This window comes from Chryseobacterium daecheongense, from assembly GCA_027920525.1.
Classification (GTDB): domain Bacteria; phylum Bacteroidota; class Bacteroidia; order Flavobacteriales; family Weeksellaceae; genus Chryseobacterium; species Chryseobacterium proteolyticum.
The window spans coordinates 2,801,190-2,819,293 of record CP115858.1; the positions used below are offsets into that span (position 1 = coordinate 2,801,190).

General features: G+C 37.0%; 10 protein-coding genes. 3 read left to right on the plus strand and 7 right to left on the minus strand.

What is annotated here, in order from left to right; all coding sequences use genetic code 11:
• Positions 1-110 precede the first annotated feature (110 nt).
• From PFY10_12345 to PFY10_12360, 4 genes are all read right to left on the minus strand, one after another.
• Positions 111-3,161 carry a M12 family metallo-peptidase gene (locus PFY10_12345; GenBank protein WBV55027.1) on the minus strand — a complete coding sequence of 1,017 codons (3,051 nt, stop codon included), beginning with the start codon at positions 3,159-3,161 and terminating at the stop codon, positions 111-113.
• Positions 3,162-3,412: 251 nt separating this feature from the next.
• On the minus strand, positions 3,413-5,515 hold the full coding sequence (locus PFY10_12350; GenBank protein WBV55028.1) for a prolyl oligopeptidase family serine peptidase: 2,103 nt from the start codon (positions 5,513-5,515) through the stop codon (positions 3,413-3,415).
• A 318-nt stretch (positions 5,516-5,833) separates the two neighbouring features.
• The gene (gene prfA / locus PFY10_12355; protein ID WBV55029.1) at positions 5,834-6,919 is read right to left on the minus strand and encodes a peptide chain release factor 1; all 1,086 of its coding nucleotides are present in this window, start codon (positions 6,917-6,919) and stop codon (positions 5,834-5,836) included.
• A gap of 187 nt (positions 6,920-7,106) precedes the next feature.
• The gene (locus PFY10_12360; protein WBV55030.1) at positions 7,107-9,944 is read right to left on the minus strand and encodes an alpha-amylase family glycosyl hydrolase; all 2,838 of its coding nucleotides are present in this window, start codon (positions 9,942-9,944) and stop codon (positions 7,107-7,109) included.
• Positions 9,945-10,172: 228 nt separating this feature from the next.
• Here PFY10_12360 and PFY10_12365 point away from each other — a divergent pair, with 228 nt between their 5' ends.
• A complete protein-coding gene (locus tag PFY10_12365; protein ID WBV55031.1) occupies positions 10,173-11,198 on the plus strand; it encodes an alpha/beta hydrolase in 1,026 nt (341 codons plus the stop codon).
• Between the two features lie 173 nt (positions 11,199-11,371).
• Here the strand turns inward: PFY10_12365 and PFY10_12370 are convergent, their stop codons facing one another.
• A complete protein-coding gene (locus PFY10_12370) occupies positions 11,372-13,432 on the minus strand; it encodes a T9SS type A sorting domain-containing protein (protein WBV55032.1) in 2,061 nt (686 codons plus the stop codon).
• 150 nt (positions 13,433-13,582) lie between these two features.
• Here PFY10_12370 and PFY10_12375 point away from each other — a divergent pair, with 150 nt between their 5' ends.
• Complete coding sequence (locus tag PFY10_12375; GenBank protein WBV55033.1) at positions 13,583-14,449, plus strand: AraC family transcriptional regulator; 867 nt, start codon at positions 13,583-13,585, stop codon at positions 14,447-14,449.
• Positions 14,450-14,546: 97 nt separating this feature from the next.
• On the opposite strand, the gene PFY10_12380 is transcribed toward PFY10_12375, so the two are convergent.
• Both PFY10_12380 and PFY10_12385 read right to left on the minus strand, forming a co-directional pair.
• The gene (locus PFY10_12380) at positions 14,547-14,825 is read right to left on the minus strand and encodes a hypothetical protein (GenBank protein ID WBV55034.1); all 279 of its coding nucleotides are present in this window, start codon (positions 14,823-14,825) and stop codon (positions 14,547-14,549) included.
• A gap of 95 nt (positions 14,826-14,920) precedes the next feature.
• The gene (locus PFY10_12385; GenBank protein WBV55035.1) at positions 14,921-16,528 is read right to left on the minus strand and encodes a fumarate hydratase; all 1,608 of its coding nucleotides are present in this window, start codon (positions 16,526-16,528) and stop codon (positions 14,921-14,923) included.
• 137 nt (positions 16,529-16,665) lie between these two features.
• Between PFY10_12385 and fumC the strand changes: the two genes are divergently transcribed.
• Positions 16,666-18,060, plus strand: coding sequence for a class II fumarate hydratase (gene fumC, locus PFY10_12390; GenBank protein ID WBV55036.1), 1,395 nt, complete (start codon positions 16,666-16,668; stop codon positions 18,058-18,060).
• The last annotated feature ends 44 nt before the right edge of the window (positions 18,061-18,104 follow it).

The window sequence follows — 18,104 nt, forward strand, 5'->3', positions numbered from 1 at the left end:
TTAATTTTTTTGAATGAAACATGAAACTACAGTTAAACACCTGTTATTAAAACCAATAGCTAAATAAAAAGCCGGACAATTGTCCGGCTCCGATCTAATTTTTAACTTTATTATTTCTTAATCAGCTTTGTACTGTATGTTTTAGTTTCACCGGTAATGGTAATAACATACATTCCTTTAATAAGTGAAGCTACATTAATTCTTTGACCTTCCAGTTTACCGCTTTGTACTAGTCTTCCTTCAGCGCTGTAGATCTTATAATCTGCTTTTCCTTTAAGATTTTTAACTTCAACAAAGGTATCGGCAGGATTTGGATAAATCTCAATTTCAGATTTTGTTCCTTTTACTTCATCCACAGCAAGTGCTCCTGTAATTTTTACAGAAAAGTCTCTAAAAGAACCCGTTGAAATTACTCCACCGCCACCTACCGGAATAGAGGAAGTACCACATGGCCCAGTGGCAGGATTAAAGAAAGTACTTGCCACTCTCATTCTTAATGTTTTGTCACCTGAGTAGGCAGTTGCAGGTACCGTAAATACAATCGTCCCATCATGGAAATTAAGATCATTTGCAGCATTATAAACAGGAACGGCACCACTAGATCCTATCTTTTCTGAGGCTTCAAAAGTACCATTTCTATTATAATCAATCCATATTTCTAACCAGTCATTATAAGTTCCAAGACCATGACCTAAATTTCTAAATGAAATAGTATATTGAGTACCTTTTGTTAAGTTGATTAATTTACTGGCATCTTCACTAAAATCCAAATAGGTTCTAGCTGCAGTATTCAAGTTACCTGAGAAATAATTAACATTAGCCAGATTTAATTGAATAAGCCCGCTGTAGTAGGGTGCAAGAAGATTATTCCCTCCTGTAGTCATCAAACAGTAGTCAACTCCTGTTCTTAAACCTTTCGTTTTGAAAGTATAATTCGTAGAGAATGTTCCAGGTACATTGTTTACTACAGCTGCAACTTGGGTTTCATAACTGGTTTCGTCTTCAAGACCTGTTAAAGAAACAGAATTAGTATTACTTACCGCATTAGCCCAATTTACTTCACCAACTTTTCTATAGTTAATAGAATAAGTATTAGCTCCGGGAACACTGTTCCAAGAAACTCTTGCCGTGGTCTTTAAAATTTCAGAAGGCAGTACGAAAACTCCTGTAGGTGCATTAGTCGTTGATGTAGGTGCTGTTCCAATAGTAACCTGAGGAGACACCGCATAAAATATATTTCCAATTGCTGATATTCTAAACTTAACAGCACCTGTTAAATTACTTGGCATTTGTGCGGAATAATTGCCTGTATTGGGAGTAGTGGCTACCAGATCAGTCCATGTATTTCCGTTATCGGTTGTATAATCTATTTTCACATTGGTAACATTATAAGGAGCTGCATTGGTATTAGCCACCTCCCATTGGATCGTGTTTGAAGCATTATTATATAATACCGAGGAAGCAGTTAATCCGTTAAATTTAAATGGTCCATCATTACCAACTGTTACAGTAGTCTCAGAAGAAGATAACATTGGTCTTACAGTATTCTCATCTCTTACTGTCACTGCATAGTGTAAAGTTCTAGGCACATAAGGAACTGTTTCCCATGTCGCTTTATTGGTAAGAGTACCATTCATTACTAAAGGTAGACTTGGAAAATATCTTCTTCCACTTGCTGTTCCAAAGAAAGATCTTGCTAAGGATCCCTGAGTATTGTATCCCCATCCACTATCTCCTGAAATTGAAGCGAAGTCATCAACACTGTCATATTGTTCCCATGTATATTTCAATGGGTCATTTTGAGCATCTGTTGCTACTGCATCTAAATAATATGCTGTTCCTTTTGGAATGCTATAAGATGTAAGAGGAGAAATTACAGGTGGAGTATTCGTTGTAATATCTTGAGATATACCACAAGCAGCCGGCTTACCTTCAAGATTTGTTAGTATTTGATTGATTGAAGCATAGTGGAAATAAGCATCGGAATTCATTTGTACATTGTCCTGTGTAATTCCTGCATAACTCATAATCGTTGTTCCACCCCCAGGTTCTACATTCACTCCTGAACCTTCAGTGCTTTTTGAGAAAGTATGGTTTCCCCCTAACTGATGCCCCATTTCATGGGCAACATAGTCGATATCAAAAGTATCACCACTTGGATTTCCATTTGAAGGAGAAGTAAATCCGGAACCTTTACCTTCTGGCTCTGCAGTCGACGGATCTACACAAATACATCCAACACATCCTGCATTTCCCCCTCCTCCATCAGCTCCGAATAAGTGTCCAATATCATAATTAGCATTTCCTACATTGGCTGTTAAAGTATTTTGTAATTCTAAGTTCCAAGCTCCTGCCGATCCAGCAGCAGCATCAGAATATGGATCTGTAGCAGGGTTACTATAAACAATTGTTGGCAAATCCTGAACAATTAATTTAACTCCAAAATCTTTTTCAAATACTCCGTTTACACGAGTCATCGTCGTATTCATCTGTGCAACAGCACCAGGTACTCCGCCAAAATGCTGGGTATATTCACCTGTAACAGACAGTGCAAGCTTATATGTTCTATACTTTGTACTGGAAGGTCTACTTGTAATTCCTACACTAGAAAGCTTTTTTTTTCCGTTACCCTCCAGCGTCTTTATATCTTTAAAGCTCTTTTCCTCACTTGTACATTCAAACCCATGATCTCCTTCAGTCCTCTTGGTTTTGTAAAAGACTCCATATGTCTGCTTATCTGTAGAAATAGGTTCTATAAATTGAAATACGCCATCCTTAATAATCATAGATTGCATTTCAGTTGGGGAGGTACTGAATCTTACATATTTGGAAGGATCATCAATACCTACCCCAACATATGAACCTAACTGATATCTATCTGCCAGAGATTTCTCCATAACAGGATTACTGTACACAGCAAACTTTTCAATTTTTCCCTCTACGGTAGGCAAATTAATAACAACAGGTTTGGCATTGTTTCCTGTTTCAACAGCATCTTTTAATAAATTTCTGAGCGAAGTTAAATCTACTTTATAAGCATATTTAACCTCTACTTCTTTTCGTAACTGGGAAGTCTTTTGAGATACGGATTCCCATCTTTGAGCATAACTACTGGTAAGCCCAGCAGCTAGTGCACAAATAAGTAGAACTTTCTTTTTCATAAATTACATTTATTTTAATAAAAACGTTAAGCATTTCAACAAAAATAAAAACAAAAAATACTAATAACACATCAAAAAAGTTAATAATCAACTAAAGCATCAATTTAACCCCTCCTTATACATTTGATATTAAAAAAATAAACCATAAATGCAAAAAAAATTAAATAATTACACGTTTTTTCGCGCAAAAAAACCGAAAGATTGATCTTTCGGTTTAACAATTTGTATATTTTATTAAAAAAATTAATCAATTACAATTTAATTCCCATTTCAAACAAAGCAAAAGAAATTAAATCCGCATTTTCACCAATAACCTGTTCGGTCGATCTTCCGGCTCCATGTCCTGCATTTTTTTCAATTCTTAACAGGATTGGATTTTTACAGGCTTGTTTCTCCTGAAGTTCAGCACCGAATTTGAATGAATGCGCTGGAACAACCCTGTCATCATGATCACTTGTAATAATCATAGTTGACGGATAACAAGTTCCGGCCTTTACATTATGTACCGGTGAATAAGATTTTAGATAATCAAACATCTCTTTGTTATCTTCTGCTGTTCCATAGTCATAAGACCATCCGGCACCTGCCGTAAACTTATTATACCTCAACATGTCCAGAACACCTACTCCTGGAAATGCTACTCTAGCGAGATCAGGTCGCATGGTCATCGTAGCTCCAACCAGCAATCCTCCGTTTGACCTTCCAGAAAGCGCCATATACTCTTTCGAAGTATATTTTTTATTTTGCAGGTATTCTCCGGCAGCAATGAAATCCTCAAATACATTTTTCTTTTGCATTTTTGTTCCCGCATCATGCCATTTCTTACCATACTCCCCACCTCCACGGATATTCGGAACTGCATAAATTCCTCCATTCTCCATCCAGATCGCATTGACAACAGAGAATGATGGCTGTAAGCTGATATTAAAACCTCCGTAAGAATAAAGAATAGTAGGATTTTTACCGTCCAGCTTTACCCCTTTCTTGTAGTTGATCATCATAGGAATTTTCGTTCCATCTTTTGATGTATAAAATACCTGCTCAGATATGTAATCCTCAGGATTGAATTTTACCTTTGGTTTCTGGTAAACCTCTGATTTACCAGTATCAGCGTTAAACTTATAAGTTGTTCCCGGTGTAATATAGTTGGTAAAAGAAAAGTAAAGTTCTTTTTCATCTTCCTTTCCTCCGAAACCTGAAATATTTCCTTTTCCCGGAAGAACTATATCTCTTACAAGTTTACCCGTTTTATCATATTGCCTTACCTGATCAATGGCATCTACCATATATGTTGCAAAGAAATATCCTCCACCGGTAGAAATTCCCAATACATTTTCTGTCTGAGGAATGACATCGATCCAGTTTTCAGGAGAAGGGTTTTTAATGCTGGTTTTTACAAGACGCATATTTGGAGCGTCTTTATCCGTGAAAACAAACAGGTTATCTCCCTCCGTATCTACAACACCCGCACTAATGTCAAATCCTTTATTAATTTGTATGAAATCACCTCCATTTTTAAGATCCTTGATATATAATTCGTTCCCGCTTGTAGTATTAGCAGCTGATATGATAAGATATCTCTGATCTTCAGAAACATTTGCTCCGATATATCTCCTTGGTGTTTTATCCCCTCCGAAAATCAGTTGATCAGAAGATTGTTTTGTTCCTAATTTGTGAAAGTATACTTTATGCTTATCGGTCATCCCTGAAAGCACAGTTCCCTCTTTCGGTTTATCGTAGCTGGAATAATAAAATCCTTCATCTCCTTGCCAGGAAATACCACTGAATTTAACATCCGTCAATGTATCATCGATTTGCTTCTTTGTGATAGCATCAATAATGATAATTTTATTCCAGTCACTTCCACCTTCAGAAATAGAATAAGCCGCTAAATTCCCTTTTTTATTAAATGAAAGCTGAGAAAGAGAAGTGGTTCCTTTTTCAGAAAACTTATTGGGATCAAGGAATACTTCTGTAGCCTTCGTTTTATTATTTGTTCTGTATATGACAGATTGTGCCTGCAGCCCGTCATTTTTATTATAATAAGTAAAATCTCCTTCATTTGAAGGTGCAGAAATCTTTTCATAATTCCAGATATTCCTCAATTGATTTTTTATTTTTTCTCTAAAGGGTATTTTTGAAAGGTAATTCTGGCTGAAAGCAACTTCCTCATCCACCCATTTTTTAGTGGGCTGGGAGTCATTTTCCAAATCTCTGAAAGGATCCGCCACAGCAGTTCCGAAATAGGTATCAGTCTGATTACCTTTTAGGGCCTTAGGATAAGTCATTTTTTGTGAATAAAAAGATGCTGAAAATAAAACTCCAGCTGTTAATAAGATCGGTTTAAAATTCATTTCAAAGGATTTTATCAAAAATACATAATATCATCAAATAAAAAAAACCTGTTATACAGGCTCAATTTGATTAATATTTTACATTAAAACTTTCAAAATAAAATCGGTAAGGTTAGGGACAATCCGATCCGGCTGTTTGTCAATTAAGACATCTCCCATTTGTTTCAAACCATACAATCTAATCGTTTGGAAAATACCGTTTTATAAAAATAATAGCTCTGTAAGCTTTCATAATATAGATTGGTGTTACGAATGAGACATTTAAAATAAAATAGCCTCTGAAAACAGAGGCTATTTTATTTATTTAATTTAAAAAATTTAATAATTATCTTCTTCTCCCTTCATTTTTTCTGCATTCTCAGCCATGATTACAGCATCAATCATTTCAGAGATATCCCCATTCATATAGGCATCCAGATTATACATCGATTTATTGATTCTATGATCTGTTACCCTACCCTGAGGATAATTATAGGTTTTAATTTTTGCTGAACGGTCTCCTGTAGATACCATCGTTTTTCTTTGTGCAGCGATATCTCCCTGAACTTCCTGCAGTTTGATGTCGTATAATTTTGCACGAAGCATTTCCATTGCTAATTCACGGTTAGCCAGCTGAGAACGTGCCTGTTGACATACCACCACAAGACCTGAAGGTTTGTGAGTCAACTGAACTTTTGTTTCAACCTTGTTTACGTTCTGACCCCCAGCTCCTCCGGAACGCGAAGTCTGCATTTCAATATCTGCAGGATTGATCTCCACATCTACTTCTTCAGCTTCAGGTAATACAGCAATAGTAATGGCAGAAGTATGTACTCTTCCCTGGGATTCAGTTTCAGGTACACGTTGTACACGGTGAACTCCGGATTCAAACTTCATGATTCCGTACACTCCTTCACCTTCCACTTTCATGATCAATTCCTTATAGCCTTTTGCAGCTTCATTAGAGTCTGTTACTTCATGTCTCCAACCTTTAGTTTTGAAATACATGGTATACATTCTGTAAATATCTTCCACAAAAATAGCTGCTTCATCACCCCCTGTTCCTGCACGCAATTCCACAATGATATTTTTATCATCTGCAGGATCCTTAGGAATCAGCAATACTTTCAATTCCTCTTCAAAAGCAGGAAGTTTTGCCTGAGCTTCTAATTTTTCTTCTTTAGCAAGATCTACCAGGTCTCTGTCTGAACCATCAGCAATAATTTCATCAGATTCTTCAATTGTATCTAATGCCGCTTTATATTGGTCGTACACTTTAACGATTTTTCCCAGATCGCTATATTCTTTGTTCAGAGAAGAATATCTTTTCTGATCAGAAATAACATCAGGCTGGATAATAAGGTCGGCAACCTCATTATATCGTTGTTTTATAGCTTCCAGTTTTGGAATTAATGACTTGGACATTATAGAAATTTTGTGGCTGCAAAGATATGAATTATTAATTCAATTTGAAACTCCTTTAGTTTCTGATTTATACCGTCTTTGGCCCCCTTATACATATTAACTTCTTTAAAGTACTAATTTGCACGATCAACAAAGTAAAAAAACTAAATAGTATACAATTGTACAAAAGAATCATTTAACATTCAAACTATTTAATGATGATCTTTTGTATCGCAATTCCCGACTCAGAATTCAGATGAACAAGATAAGTTCCTGCAGGATAATCCATTTTAAACTCATAAGTTCCACTCTCATTTTTGAGCGCGAATGATTCCAACTTTTTACCTGTCATATCATACAAGGCAATTACTGCATTCTTAGCCTTATAATATTTTAGTTTTACTACTTTATTATGCACCGGATTCTCCATTACCTGAAGAGATAGTCTATGAGGTGCATTTTCATCGACAGTAGATAAATTGCCTGTATAATTCCCAAAAATCCTGAATTCTCCGGGTTGTAATACAATAGGAGCGGTAGTCGAGGTAATATTTGAAATAGTTTGATCCATTAAGTTCTGCCATTGACCTGTATATGGAAAATAAGGAATAACATTCTTCGTTGTTGTATTGTAATTCGCCAGAACTACTACATTTTTCATCCCGTTATTAAGAAGATTGTCATAAACAAATATCCTGGTTATCAATCCATCCGGATCATTAGAAAGGTTATTGGATTCTACTGTATAGGTTTTTGATTTAAACACGGGATATGTATTCCGAATGGTAATAATTTGCGCCCACGTATCATAGACCGCTTTTCTGTTTGGGTTGTTATCGTAACCTAATGTAAAGGCAATTGGCTTTTCGTCGGTTCTGCAACCATTATTAATGGTTCCGTCGGCACATCGGTTAATACTGAATTCATAACCAAGTTCTCCAAATTGCCAGATCATTTTCGGTCCCGGTATGGTAAAGAAGGTCGCTCCAAAAGCTTTCATCCTTTCAAGAGCCGTATCAAGATTTTTTACACTATAAGCCCCGTTTATCGCGCCATATTCTAAATTTTTAAACATAAGTCTTTCCTCATCATGGCTTTCTCCATATCCTACAGCATTCATTTTGGTGAATCCGTGAAGTTGATGATTCATCCGGTCAAAATTGCTGTTTTCCTTATATCCCATTGTATTCTGGTTATAAGGCTCTGTTTGCTTATTCCAAAGCAGCACTCCTTTTCCTTCAGCAACTCTGTAGTTGGCCCATTGCTGTTCTTCTGCATCTGTTCCTAAATGTTCAAAAATCATATATGAATTAGGGTCAATTGCCCACTGTTTATCCGCATAGTACTTTAAAATATCTACCCTGTCCTGTTGATAAGCATTCGTGCAGGTCTCATCATTTTCGGAACAATTTTGGGTAAATCCTTTGGTGAGATCCCAACGGAAACCATCAATTTTATATTCCGTCAGCCATTGCTGCAAGGTCCGTTCAACATAATATCTCGTGGCTGAACTTGTGTGATTGAAGTCATTGAAAACATTGTAAGAATGTTTGGGAACCTGATTAAAATAAGGATTATTAGCTGCTACATCCCCATATCCATCCCCGTCAGGATCAATATTCCATAATCTTACCAATGGAGACCTTCCCGTAGCATGATTAAATGCCACATCTAAAATCACAGCAATCCCGTTTTGGTGGCACAGATCTACAAATTCTTTAAATTTCTCCGGTGTCCCATAGGCTTTATCTAATGCATAATGAAAAGAGGTATTATATCCCCATGAAAGATTTCCTTCAAATTCCATAATAGGAAGAAGCTCAATCGCATTAATTTTTAAATTCTTTAAATAGGTAATCTTATTGATAAGAGATTGCCAGTTTTTTTCCTGTGTAAAATCTCTTAATAGCAACTCGTATACAATCAGATCTTCTTTATCTGGTCTCTGGAAATTGGTAACCTGCCAATTATAATTTGGCTGCCCTGTTTTAAACATAGAAGCTTCAAAATTCTGTCCCGCAGGAAAGGGTGGCAAATTGGGATATGTGGATGACGGAATCCATTGGTCGTCGTAAGAAGACAAAATCTGGGGAGAAAAAGGATCTGCTACTTTTTTCAGGTCATTCGTTCGGTATTGAAAAGTATACAGCTGCTGCGGAGTAATCCCATCTAACTCAATCCAATATAAATCAGGGTTTGTAGTATCCCTTTTCATCAGGTAATTATCATTTACTGTCCAACTATTAAAACTTCCGATGACATGCACAAAGTTTTTATGGGGAGCATACAATGCTAAACCAACCTTTGTATTGTCGGTAGGATGATAATTAATGCCTTGACGTATCCATGAAGGAATAGCCTGAGATATTACATTTCTTGGAATCTGTATTATGAATTTCGCATTTTTAGTCCCGGAATTATCTGTAGCAATGAGTTCCATATCAGCATCTGCAGATACCATATAGGTGTAAGAGTACGAAACAGAAGGAGTAGATGTTGAATTTACAACAACTCCATTAGCTTTTAATTGAAAATTAGCGGCGACGTTTGTTGTTGCTGATATAGAAACAGAACCTCCTGAAGGTACAGATGTCAAGCTATTTGGCAGCGGATTTGTCAGGGTGAGATTTAATACACCTACATTTACAAAAATATCCGGAGAAGTTTGATGGGTTCCCGCCTTGTCTTTTAATAGAAAACCAAATCTTCCGATTCCTGTTCTTCCAAAAAAAGTTGTTGGTGTAAAAGTCAGTGAATACGTATCTGTCGTTGAATTATAATTCAGTTTATTCTGATCATCAGAATTGTTCCAGTTCCCATTTGTAGGACAATTCTGACTATTCATGTAGTTGGTATCCAGTGACCATGCCCAAATATAAATCGCGTGGTTACTAACGTTCCAGGCCGATTCATCAATCTGATCACCAGGAACTGTCAGTGTGATCTGATCTGTTTCGTTAAACTGTCCGGGAGTAATGGTATAGTTGATTTGTCCGAACACAAAAAAATTGATCAACAGCAATATAAAAAAGTAAAATTTCTTCATAAGGGTCGTTTTTCTATTTATATACTAAAATAGTTTAATTTCTTAAAAGCAATTTATTTTAAACAAAATAATACACAAAAATTACTAATTAATCATTCACAATTTAAAATGACCGCTTCACGATTAATAATGCCCGGTTGAAATAAGTAACAATGGTAAGGCTTTACGAATCGTCCTACTTTTGAATCATAAATAAAAATCACTCCAAAAAATCAAAAACCTAAAGCTATGTTACAAAGATTCAAAATTCAAAATGTAATGGAAAAGCTGATTCTAAATGCCGTTTTTCTCATTCTTATTACAACGGGCTCGCTCCACGCACAGCAAACATCCGCTCATCCTCAGGATCAGGAAAGTTCGCTCGGAGTTTTAAAGCAGATTGATGCAGGTGTACTCAATATCGGGTATACTGAAGCCGGACCAGCCAATGGAACTCCTGTTATTCTTCTTCACGGATGGCCATATGATATCCATAGTTACAATGAAGTAGTTCCGATTTTGTCACAAAAAGGATACAGAGTAATTACTCCTTATCTGAGAGGATTTGGAACGACCCGTTTTATCTCTCCAAATACAATGAGAAATGCCCAGCAATCTGCTGTTGCCCTGGATATCATTGCCTTGATGGATGCCCTTAAAATAAACAAAGCAGTAGTTGGAGGGTTCGACTGGGGAGCCCGGACAGCAGACATTATGGCTGCGTTATGGCCGGAACGAGTAAAAGCTCTTGTTTCTGTAAGCGGATATTTAGTCACAAATTTAGAAGCTAATAAAAATCCATTAACTCCGGAAGCTGAATATGGCTGGTGGTACCAATATTATTTTTCTACCGACAGAGGTGAAAAAGGATATGCTAAAAATGCATATGAATTCAATAAACTGATCTGGAAATCTGCTTCACCAAAATGGAATTTTGACACGGCAACCTTTGATCAGACAGCCGAATCCTTTAAAAATCCCGATCATACGGCAATTGTTATTCATAACTATCGTTGGAGGTTATCCCTGGCCAAAGGAGAGCCCAAATATGACAATCTTGAAAAACGTTTGGACAAACGCCCCGTTATTAATGTACCCACCATTACTATAGCAAGTGATTTTGATGGTCCCGCTGCAGATGGAAAAGCTTATGCCAAACAATTTACCGGTAAATATGTACATAAAACCCTCAATGGAATAGGCCATAATGTTCCGCAGGAAGCTCCGAAAGCTTTTGCTGAAGCTATTATTGAAGCAGATTCTATGGCAAATTAAATCAATCAAAAATTTAACCTAAAACAAAACCCGCAATGTACAATATAGTATACACTGCGGGTTTATTTAACTAAAAAATGAACTATCTTTTAAAATGTCATATATTGAATATGAATAAGTTTTGAAAACAAAGGTCTTTACCGATTACCTTCTAAATAATCAATAGTAAAGTATTAGTTTTTAATGATTTTTTTTGAAAAAGTTTGCCCGCTCTTTAACTTTACCTGAACCATATAAACTCCTTTAGCAATTCCTTGCATATTAATCTTGTTATTGAAAAACGGAATTTTGACAATTTGCCCTACTGCATTCATTACCTGCACATTTTCTATTGCTGAATCCACATCAATGTTAACAATTCCATTCGTTGGATTTGGATATACACTTATTGTATTAAGTCTGATTTCGGAAGTACTTAGCGCAGATACATCCTTGACACATCTTACCGATTGTCCTTGGCCTCTTGGTCCGCCTGCATTTGGATTTCCAATAGTATTCCCGATATAAAAGTATTTGGCTCCGAAGGCTGACGGGGTGGAACTCCAGTAATAGCCTCTTTGCCCAACAAAAGTAAAGTCAGCTGTTGAAGCTCCTCTGTATCCTCCCGCAGACAATTTTAAAGTACTGCTGTATGCGGTTGCAGGATTATTGATTACTTCAGCACTTTGCAATGCAGCCCAATCTGCCTGGCTCGGCATTTTCCAATCCAGGCTTATTGCTTTACAAGGATCATATCCGTTTCCTGAGTTTACCGCATTCATATTGTTTGCTGACCAGTGATCTGTTAATGAATTGGCATTCCACCAGGATCCGGTTACAAAAGAAGTAATTCCGGTTAACCCATCTGGAGAATTCGGCGTAGGAATGCCTACTGTTTGAGAATTTCTTTTCTGATGTCCATCATCCCATCTCCCCCACTGAAATAAGTCTCCGTAAGAATCTTCATCTGTCATTGAGGTAGCTACCTGAATGCTTCCCAGATTCTGCTGAAGCCATATTTTCCCATCCTTACCTCTAACAGTAGAATAAGAAACCTGACTTCCGTTATAGGTAAAAGAAACACATCCTGTATCTCCGGGATTATTTCCCGGATCTGCATTGGTACAGGTTTGAGATGAACCGGCAATTGAAATTCTTTTTACGCGTGTTCCATCCTGAGAATAAGCCAAAACCAGATATTTGTTCAATGTATCGATCGCGAGATCATTAAATGTAGCTCCTCCATCGGAAATAAAATCCCCTCCAAAAGCACCCCATAACTGAGTTACATTGTCCAATTTGTAAACCGTATTTCTTAAATGATTATCATTTTCCCATCGACTAACCGCTACATAAGGTTCACCGGAAGGTGTTACTGCAATTGCGGTATACTGAACAGCTCCTGATGAAAAATAAGCATTTCCAACCTGAACCCAGGAAGTTCCGTTAAATTTCTTAACATTTACTTTCCTTCCATTCGCAGCATTGGAAACATAAGCAACATACAAATTATTATTGCTATCAATTGCAATATCTGAATAATACTGTTCTCCTGATGAAGAAGCATCAACAACACTTCCACCAACCAATGTCCAATTATCGGAAGCTGTTGCCCCCGTTGAATTTTGATATACATTAACTCCGTTCGCTACACTACAGGTATATACCTTATTATCTGATCCTATTACCATTTCAGCAAATGCTGCTCCATTAGAAAAACCACTATTTCCAACCTGTTCCCAGGATCCGTTTACGTAACGTTTAACAGTTCCGGAGTCATCGTTACTATATATAAATAAAACATTGGAGGATGATACTGCCGAAGCATGATAATTTACTGAATTCGATGTAACATTGGGTAATTGTGCCCATGCAAGACCAGTATACTGACGTACTTCCAGACCGGAACCCGGGTAACCGATCTGATTGGTATAATAGGGATTTCCTGAACTGTCAAGTGTCAGCGAATTGTAAAGGGCTGATCCGTTTGTTATCCCTGCACTTCCGCCTACGTAAGACCAAACGGTTCCGTCAAATTTCTGAACCGAGCCTTTCCCAACAGACACATCATAATATGATAAATAATAGTTCCCTGAATGATCTATAGCCAGATTATTATTACTACTCCCTCCCGCAGAAACAATTGTGCTCAAACCTACATTTTCCCACTGCTGAGCATATAGGATACTTCCACCAATGAACAACCCTAGTCCCAGCACCAATTTTCGCATTGTAAAATATAAAATTTTCAACATAATGAATATTATTTTTAATTATTCTAAATTTAAATTTAACTTTGCGCAAAAGTACTCTACTCAGGTAATCTGAAGTTATCATTTTCAAACTTTTTGTTATCGGGTGTTTAACTAAATATCAATCGTACCATATCGTAAGGAGATTGCCACATGAAGGAACAATCTAAAAAAGGATTATTATTCAGATCCGCAGACTTTAAAATAATACAGGAAGAAGTTTGCCCCGAACAATCCTCGAAATCAATTATGACTGAGGGTCAAAATACCTTCAATCTTCTCTTTTTACTTAGTCAAGGCATCTATCTGGAGGCCCAGGATTGTAGAACAAGGTTTTTATTCAAAAAAAATCAATATATATTACATTATTCCTCCCAGGAAAATACCTCATTACTCTGGACAGAAAATCCCGAAAAACTAAAATATCTCCAAATTCAGGTTACTTATCAGTATATGGAAAAACTGATTCAACCTGAATCTGACCACGAAAGCGCAGATATCTTAAAAAAAATGGTGAATAATAATTATATATTTCTTCATAAGGAAACTCCACCACTTATGACAGTGGAAATGCATATGATCGTCAAGGAAATATTAAGCAATCCCAAAAAAGGAATTACACAAAAATTACTGATCGAAGCTAAAATAATCAAACTCCTGATTTTAATGATTGAACAGTTTGTTGAAAAAAAAACAAATGAAATCTCTCCTAAAACCGCATCAGCCATTAAAAGATTTGTGGATGAAAACTTCCATAAAAATATCAGGGTAGAAGAAATCGGCAAGATTATAGGAATTAATCAGAATAGCATTCGAAAAGCCTTCAAGTCCCAGTATAATATGACCATAACAGATTATATCTCAGACCTCAGAATGCTTAAGGCAAAAAAAATGATCATCAACAAGGAGATCATGATCAAGGAAATATCTATAGAATGTGGATATGAATATGTACAAAACTTTACAAGGGCCTTCAAAAAGAAATTCGGACTTTCTCCGGAGAAATTGAGAAACCAGTAATAAAAAAACCACCTAATCAGATTAAGTGGTTTTGTATATGTTGTTTTGCTTTGATATCACTTTCCCGGAATTAAGGCGGAAAAGCAATGACAATCAATTAATGATGTCCGTGACTATCGTGTAAGAAAGGACCGTTACCTTTAGGCTCGCTGAAGATTACCTCTACTCCTTCCTGCTCATATACTTTTTTTCTTCTGATATCTTCCGGATCGAAAGGCTTTACTTTACCGAAGTATTCCATCAAACCTTCGCTTAACCACATTGGGATTACTAATCCAAAAAACATAAAGATACACCAGAATCCTACCAGGAACATTGTTACAAAATAGATGGTCCAAAGGAACTGATAAAACGGCCAAAATGCTGATAACATCATTTTTCTTATAGATTTTAGGCAAAAATAGAACTTTTTTCCTTTTTACACAAAAGATACAGGCTCTATTTTTATTATTTATTTTGATTTTAAACTAATTAATGCGCAAGATCTGCAAAGAAATCATTCCCTTTATCATCTGTAATGATAAACGCCGGGAAGTCTTTGATCTCTATTTTTCTTACCGCTTCCATTCCTAATTCCGGGAAATCAACTACATCTACCGAAAGAATATTGTCTTTGGCAAGGATAGCCGCAGGACCTCCGATAGAACCGAGATAGAAACCTCCGTACTTTTTACAAGCATCTGTTACATCCTTACTGCGGTTTCCTTTGGCCAGCATAATCATGCTTCCTCCGTTTTTTTGGAATTCATCTACATATACATCCATTCTTCCGGCTGTTGTTGGGCCAAAACTTCCGGAAGGCATCCCTTCTGGGGTCTTTGCCGGTCCTGCATAATATATAGGATGATTTTTAAAATATTCAGGCATCGGTTTTCCACTGTCGATCAATTCTTTAATTTTCGCATGGGCAATATCTCTTGCCACAATTAAAGTTCCGTTTAGCTTTAATCGGGTTTTGATCGGATACTTCGAAAGCTCAGCCAGAATTTCCGGCATTGGCTTATTCAGATCGATCTCAACGGCCTCTTCCAGGTGGGGCGCTGTTTCAGGCAAAAATCTTTTAGGATTTTCTTCCAGTTGTTCAAGGAAGATACCCTCTTTGGTAATTTTACCTTTAATGTTTCTGTCTGCTGAACATGAAACTCCCATTCCTACAGGACAAGAAGCTGCGTGACGAGGAAGTCTGATCACCCTTACATCATGTGTTAGGTATTTTCCTCCAAACTGAGCCCCAATTGCACTTTCCTGACAAATCTTCTGAACCTTAGCTTCCCATTCAAGATCTCTGAATGCCTGTCCGCCTTCATTTCCGGAAGTAGGAAGATTATCGTAATATTTAGCTGAAGCTTTTTTCACTGCTGCCAGGTTAGCTTCCGCAGATGTTCCTCCAATGACCAAAGCAAGGTGGTAAGGTGGACATGCAGCGGTTCCAAGATCTGAAATTCTCTCCTTAATAAACTCTTCAAGAGATTTTTCATTAAGTAAAGATTTGGTCTTTTGATATAAGAAGGTCTTATTTGCTGAACCACCCCCTTTTGTTAAAAATAAAAACTCATAAGAGTTTCCCTTTTTGGTATATAAATCGATTTGGGCAGGTAAATTTGACCCCGAATTCTTCTCGTCAAACATATTCAAAGGAATGATTTGTGAATATCTCAGATTTCTCTTCTGATATGTATTATATATTCCTTTACTTAAATACTCCCCGTCATCTACTCCTGTATACACATTTTCTCCTTTTTTCCCCATTACAATAGCAGTTCCGGTATCCTGGCAGGAAGGAAGGGCTCCTTCTACGGCAACGGCAGCATTCTGTAATAAGTTGTACGCCACAAAACGATCGTTATCAGTAGCTTCAGGATCATCAATAATTCTTCTAAGGCTTTCAAGATGAGAAGAACGAAGCATAAAAGAAACATCAGCCATTGCCTCTTCAGCCAATAACTCCAATCCTTTAGGATCCACTGTTAAAATCTCTCTTTCCCCAAGTTGTTCTACTTTCACATAGTCTGATGTAAGCTTCTTGTAAACCGTATCATCTTTCTGAATCGGATACGGATCCTGATATCTAAATTCCATTCAATTTTTTCTTTATGCAAAAATAAAACATACTTAAAAAAACATGAGTAAAATCACCAATAACCTTCCATATTTATAACCATTATAAATTGTGAATTTTATAGTTTATCTTTAACTTTATAAAAATTTCAACCACAATGAATTACAGAATAGAAAAAGACACCATGGGTGAAGTGCAGGTACCTGCTGATAAATTCTGGGGAGCGCAAACCGAGCGATCCAGAAACAATTTCAAGATCGGACCGGAAGGTTCAATGCCTCATGAAATTATTGAAGCTTTTGCTTATCTGAAAAAGGCAGCCGCTTATGCCAACACCGATCTGGGAGTTCTTCCTGCTGAAAAGAGAGATATGATCGCAAAGGTTTGTGATGAGATTCTGGAAGGAAAGCTCAATGATCAGTTTCCATTGGTTATCTGGCAAACAGGCTCCGGAACACAATCGAATATGAATATCAATGAAGTAGTATCAAATAGGGCTCATGTTAATAATGGCGGAACACTTGGTGATAAATCTGAAATTCATCCGAATGACGATGTGAACAAGTCTCAATCTTCCAATGATACCTATCCTACCGCAATGCATATTGCTGCCTATAAAAAAGTAGTTGAAGTAACCATTCCTGCGGTTGAAAAACTAAAAAATACGTTAGCCGAAAAAGCTAAAGCTTTTAAAGATGTCGTAAAAATCGGAAGAACCCATTTAATGGACGCTACTCCCCTTACTCTTGGACAGGAGTTCTCAGGCTATGTCGCTCAACTGGAATTCGGTCTCAGAGCATTACGAAATACTCTTCCGCATCTTTCTGAATTAGCTTTAGGAGGAACTGCAGTAGGAACAGGCCTTAACACGCCAAAAGGTTATGATGTAGCTGTAGCAGGATATATCGCAAAGTTTACCAATCATCCTTTTATAACTGCGGAAAACAAATTCGAGGCACTTGCGGCCCATGATGCCATCGTGGAATCCCATGGAGCCTTAAAACAATTGGCCGTATCACTATTTAAGATCGCCCAGGATGTAAGATTATTAGCTTCGGGACCGCGTTCCGGGATTGGGGAAATTCATATTCCTGAAAACGAACCGGGATCATCTATCATGCCCGGAAAGGTAAACCCTACCCAAAATGAAGCTTTAACTATGGTTTGTTCGCAGGTTTTAGGAAATGACACTACCATCTCCTTCGCCGGGACCCAGGGAAATTACGAACTGAACGTTTTCAAGCCTGTTATGGCGTATAATTTTCTTCAGTCAGCTCAGTTAATTGCTGATGCATGCATTTCATTTAACGACCACTGCGCCGTTGGAATTGAACCTAATTATGAGAGAATTAAAGAGCTTGTTGATAAATCTTTAATGTTGGTAACTGCTTTAAATACCCATATTGGTTATGAAAATGCAGCTAAAATTGCAAAAACAGCCCATAAAAACGGAACAACATTAAAAGAAGAAGCCGTTAATCTAGGACTTTTAACCGCTGAACAATTTGATGAGTGGGTAAAACCGGAAGACATGGTCGGAAGCTTAAAGTAACAAACAGAAAGGCCTTGGAGAAATCTAAGGCTTTTGTTTTAAGC

Bases quoted from the DNA above. Each gene is read 5' to 3' on its own strand.
- PFY10_12345 (WBV55027.1), bottom strand. From the start codon at position 3,161: ATGAAAAAGAAAGTTCTACTTATTTGTGCACTAGCTGCTGGGCTTACC.
- PFY10_12350 (WBV55028.1), bottom strand. From the start codon at position 5,515: ATGAATTTTAAACCGATCTTATTAACAGCTGGAGTTTTATTTTCAGCA.
- prfA (WBV55029.1), bottom strand. From the start codon at position 6,919: ATGTCCAAGTCATTAATTCCAAAACTGGAAGCTATAAAACAACGATAT.
- PFY10_12360 (WBV55030.1), bottom strand. From the start codon at position 9,944: ATGAAGAAATTTTACTTTTTTATATTGCTGTTGATCAATTTTTTTGTG.
- PFY10_12365 (WBV55031.1), top strand. From the start codon at position 10,173: ATGTTACAAAGATTCAAAATTCAAAATGTAATGGAAAAGCTGATTCTA.
- PFY10_12370 (WBV55032.1), bottom strand. From the start codon at position 13,432: ATGTTGAAAATTTTATATTTTACAATGCGAAAATTGGTGCTGGGACTA.
- PFY10_12375 (WBV55033.1), top strand. From the start codon at position 13,583: ATGAAGGAACAATCTAAAAAAGGATTATTATTCAGATCCGCAGACTTT.
- PFY10_12380 (WBV55034.1), bottom strand. From the start codon at position 14,825: ATGATGTTATCAGCATTTTGGCCGTTTTATCAGTTCCTTTGGACCATC.
- PFY10_12385 (WBV55035.1), bottom strand. From the start codon at position 16,528: ATGGAATTTAGATATCAGGATCCGTATCCGATTCAGAAAGATGATACG.
- fumC (WBV55036.1), top strand. From the start codon at position 16,666: ATGAATTACAGAATAGAAAAAGACACCATGGGTGAAGTGCAGGTACCT.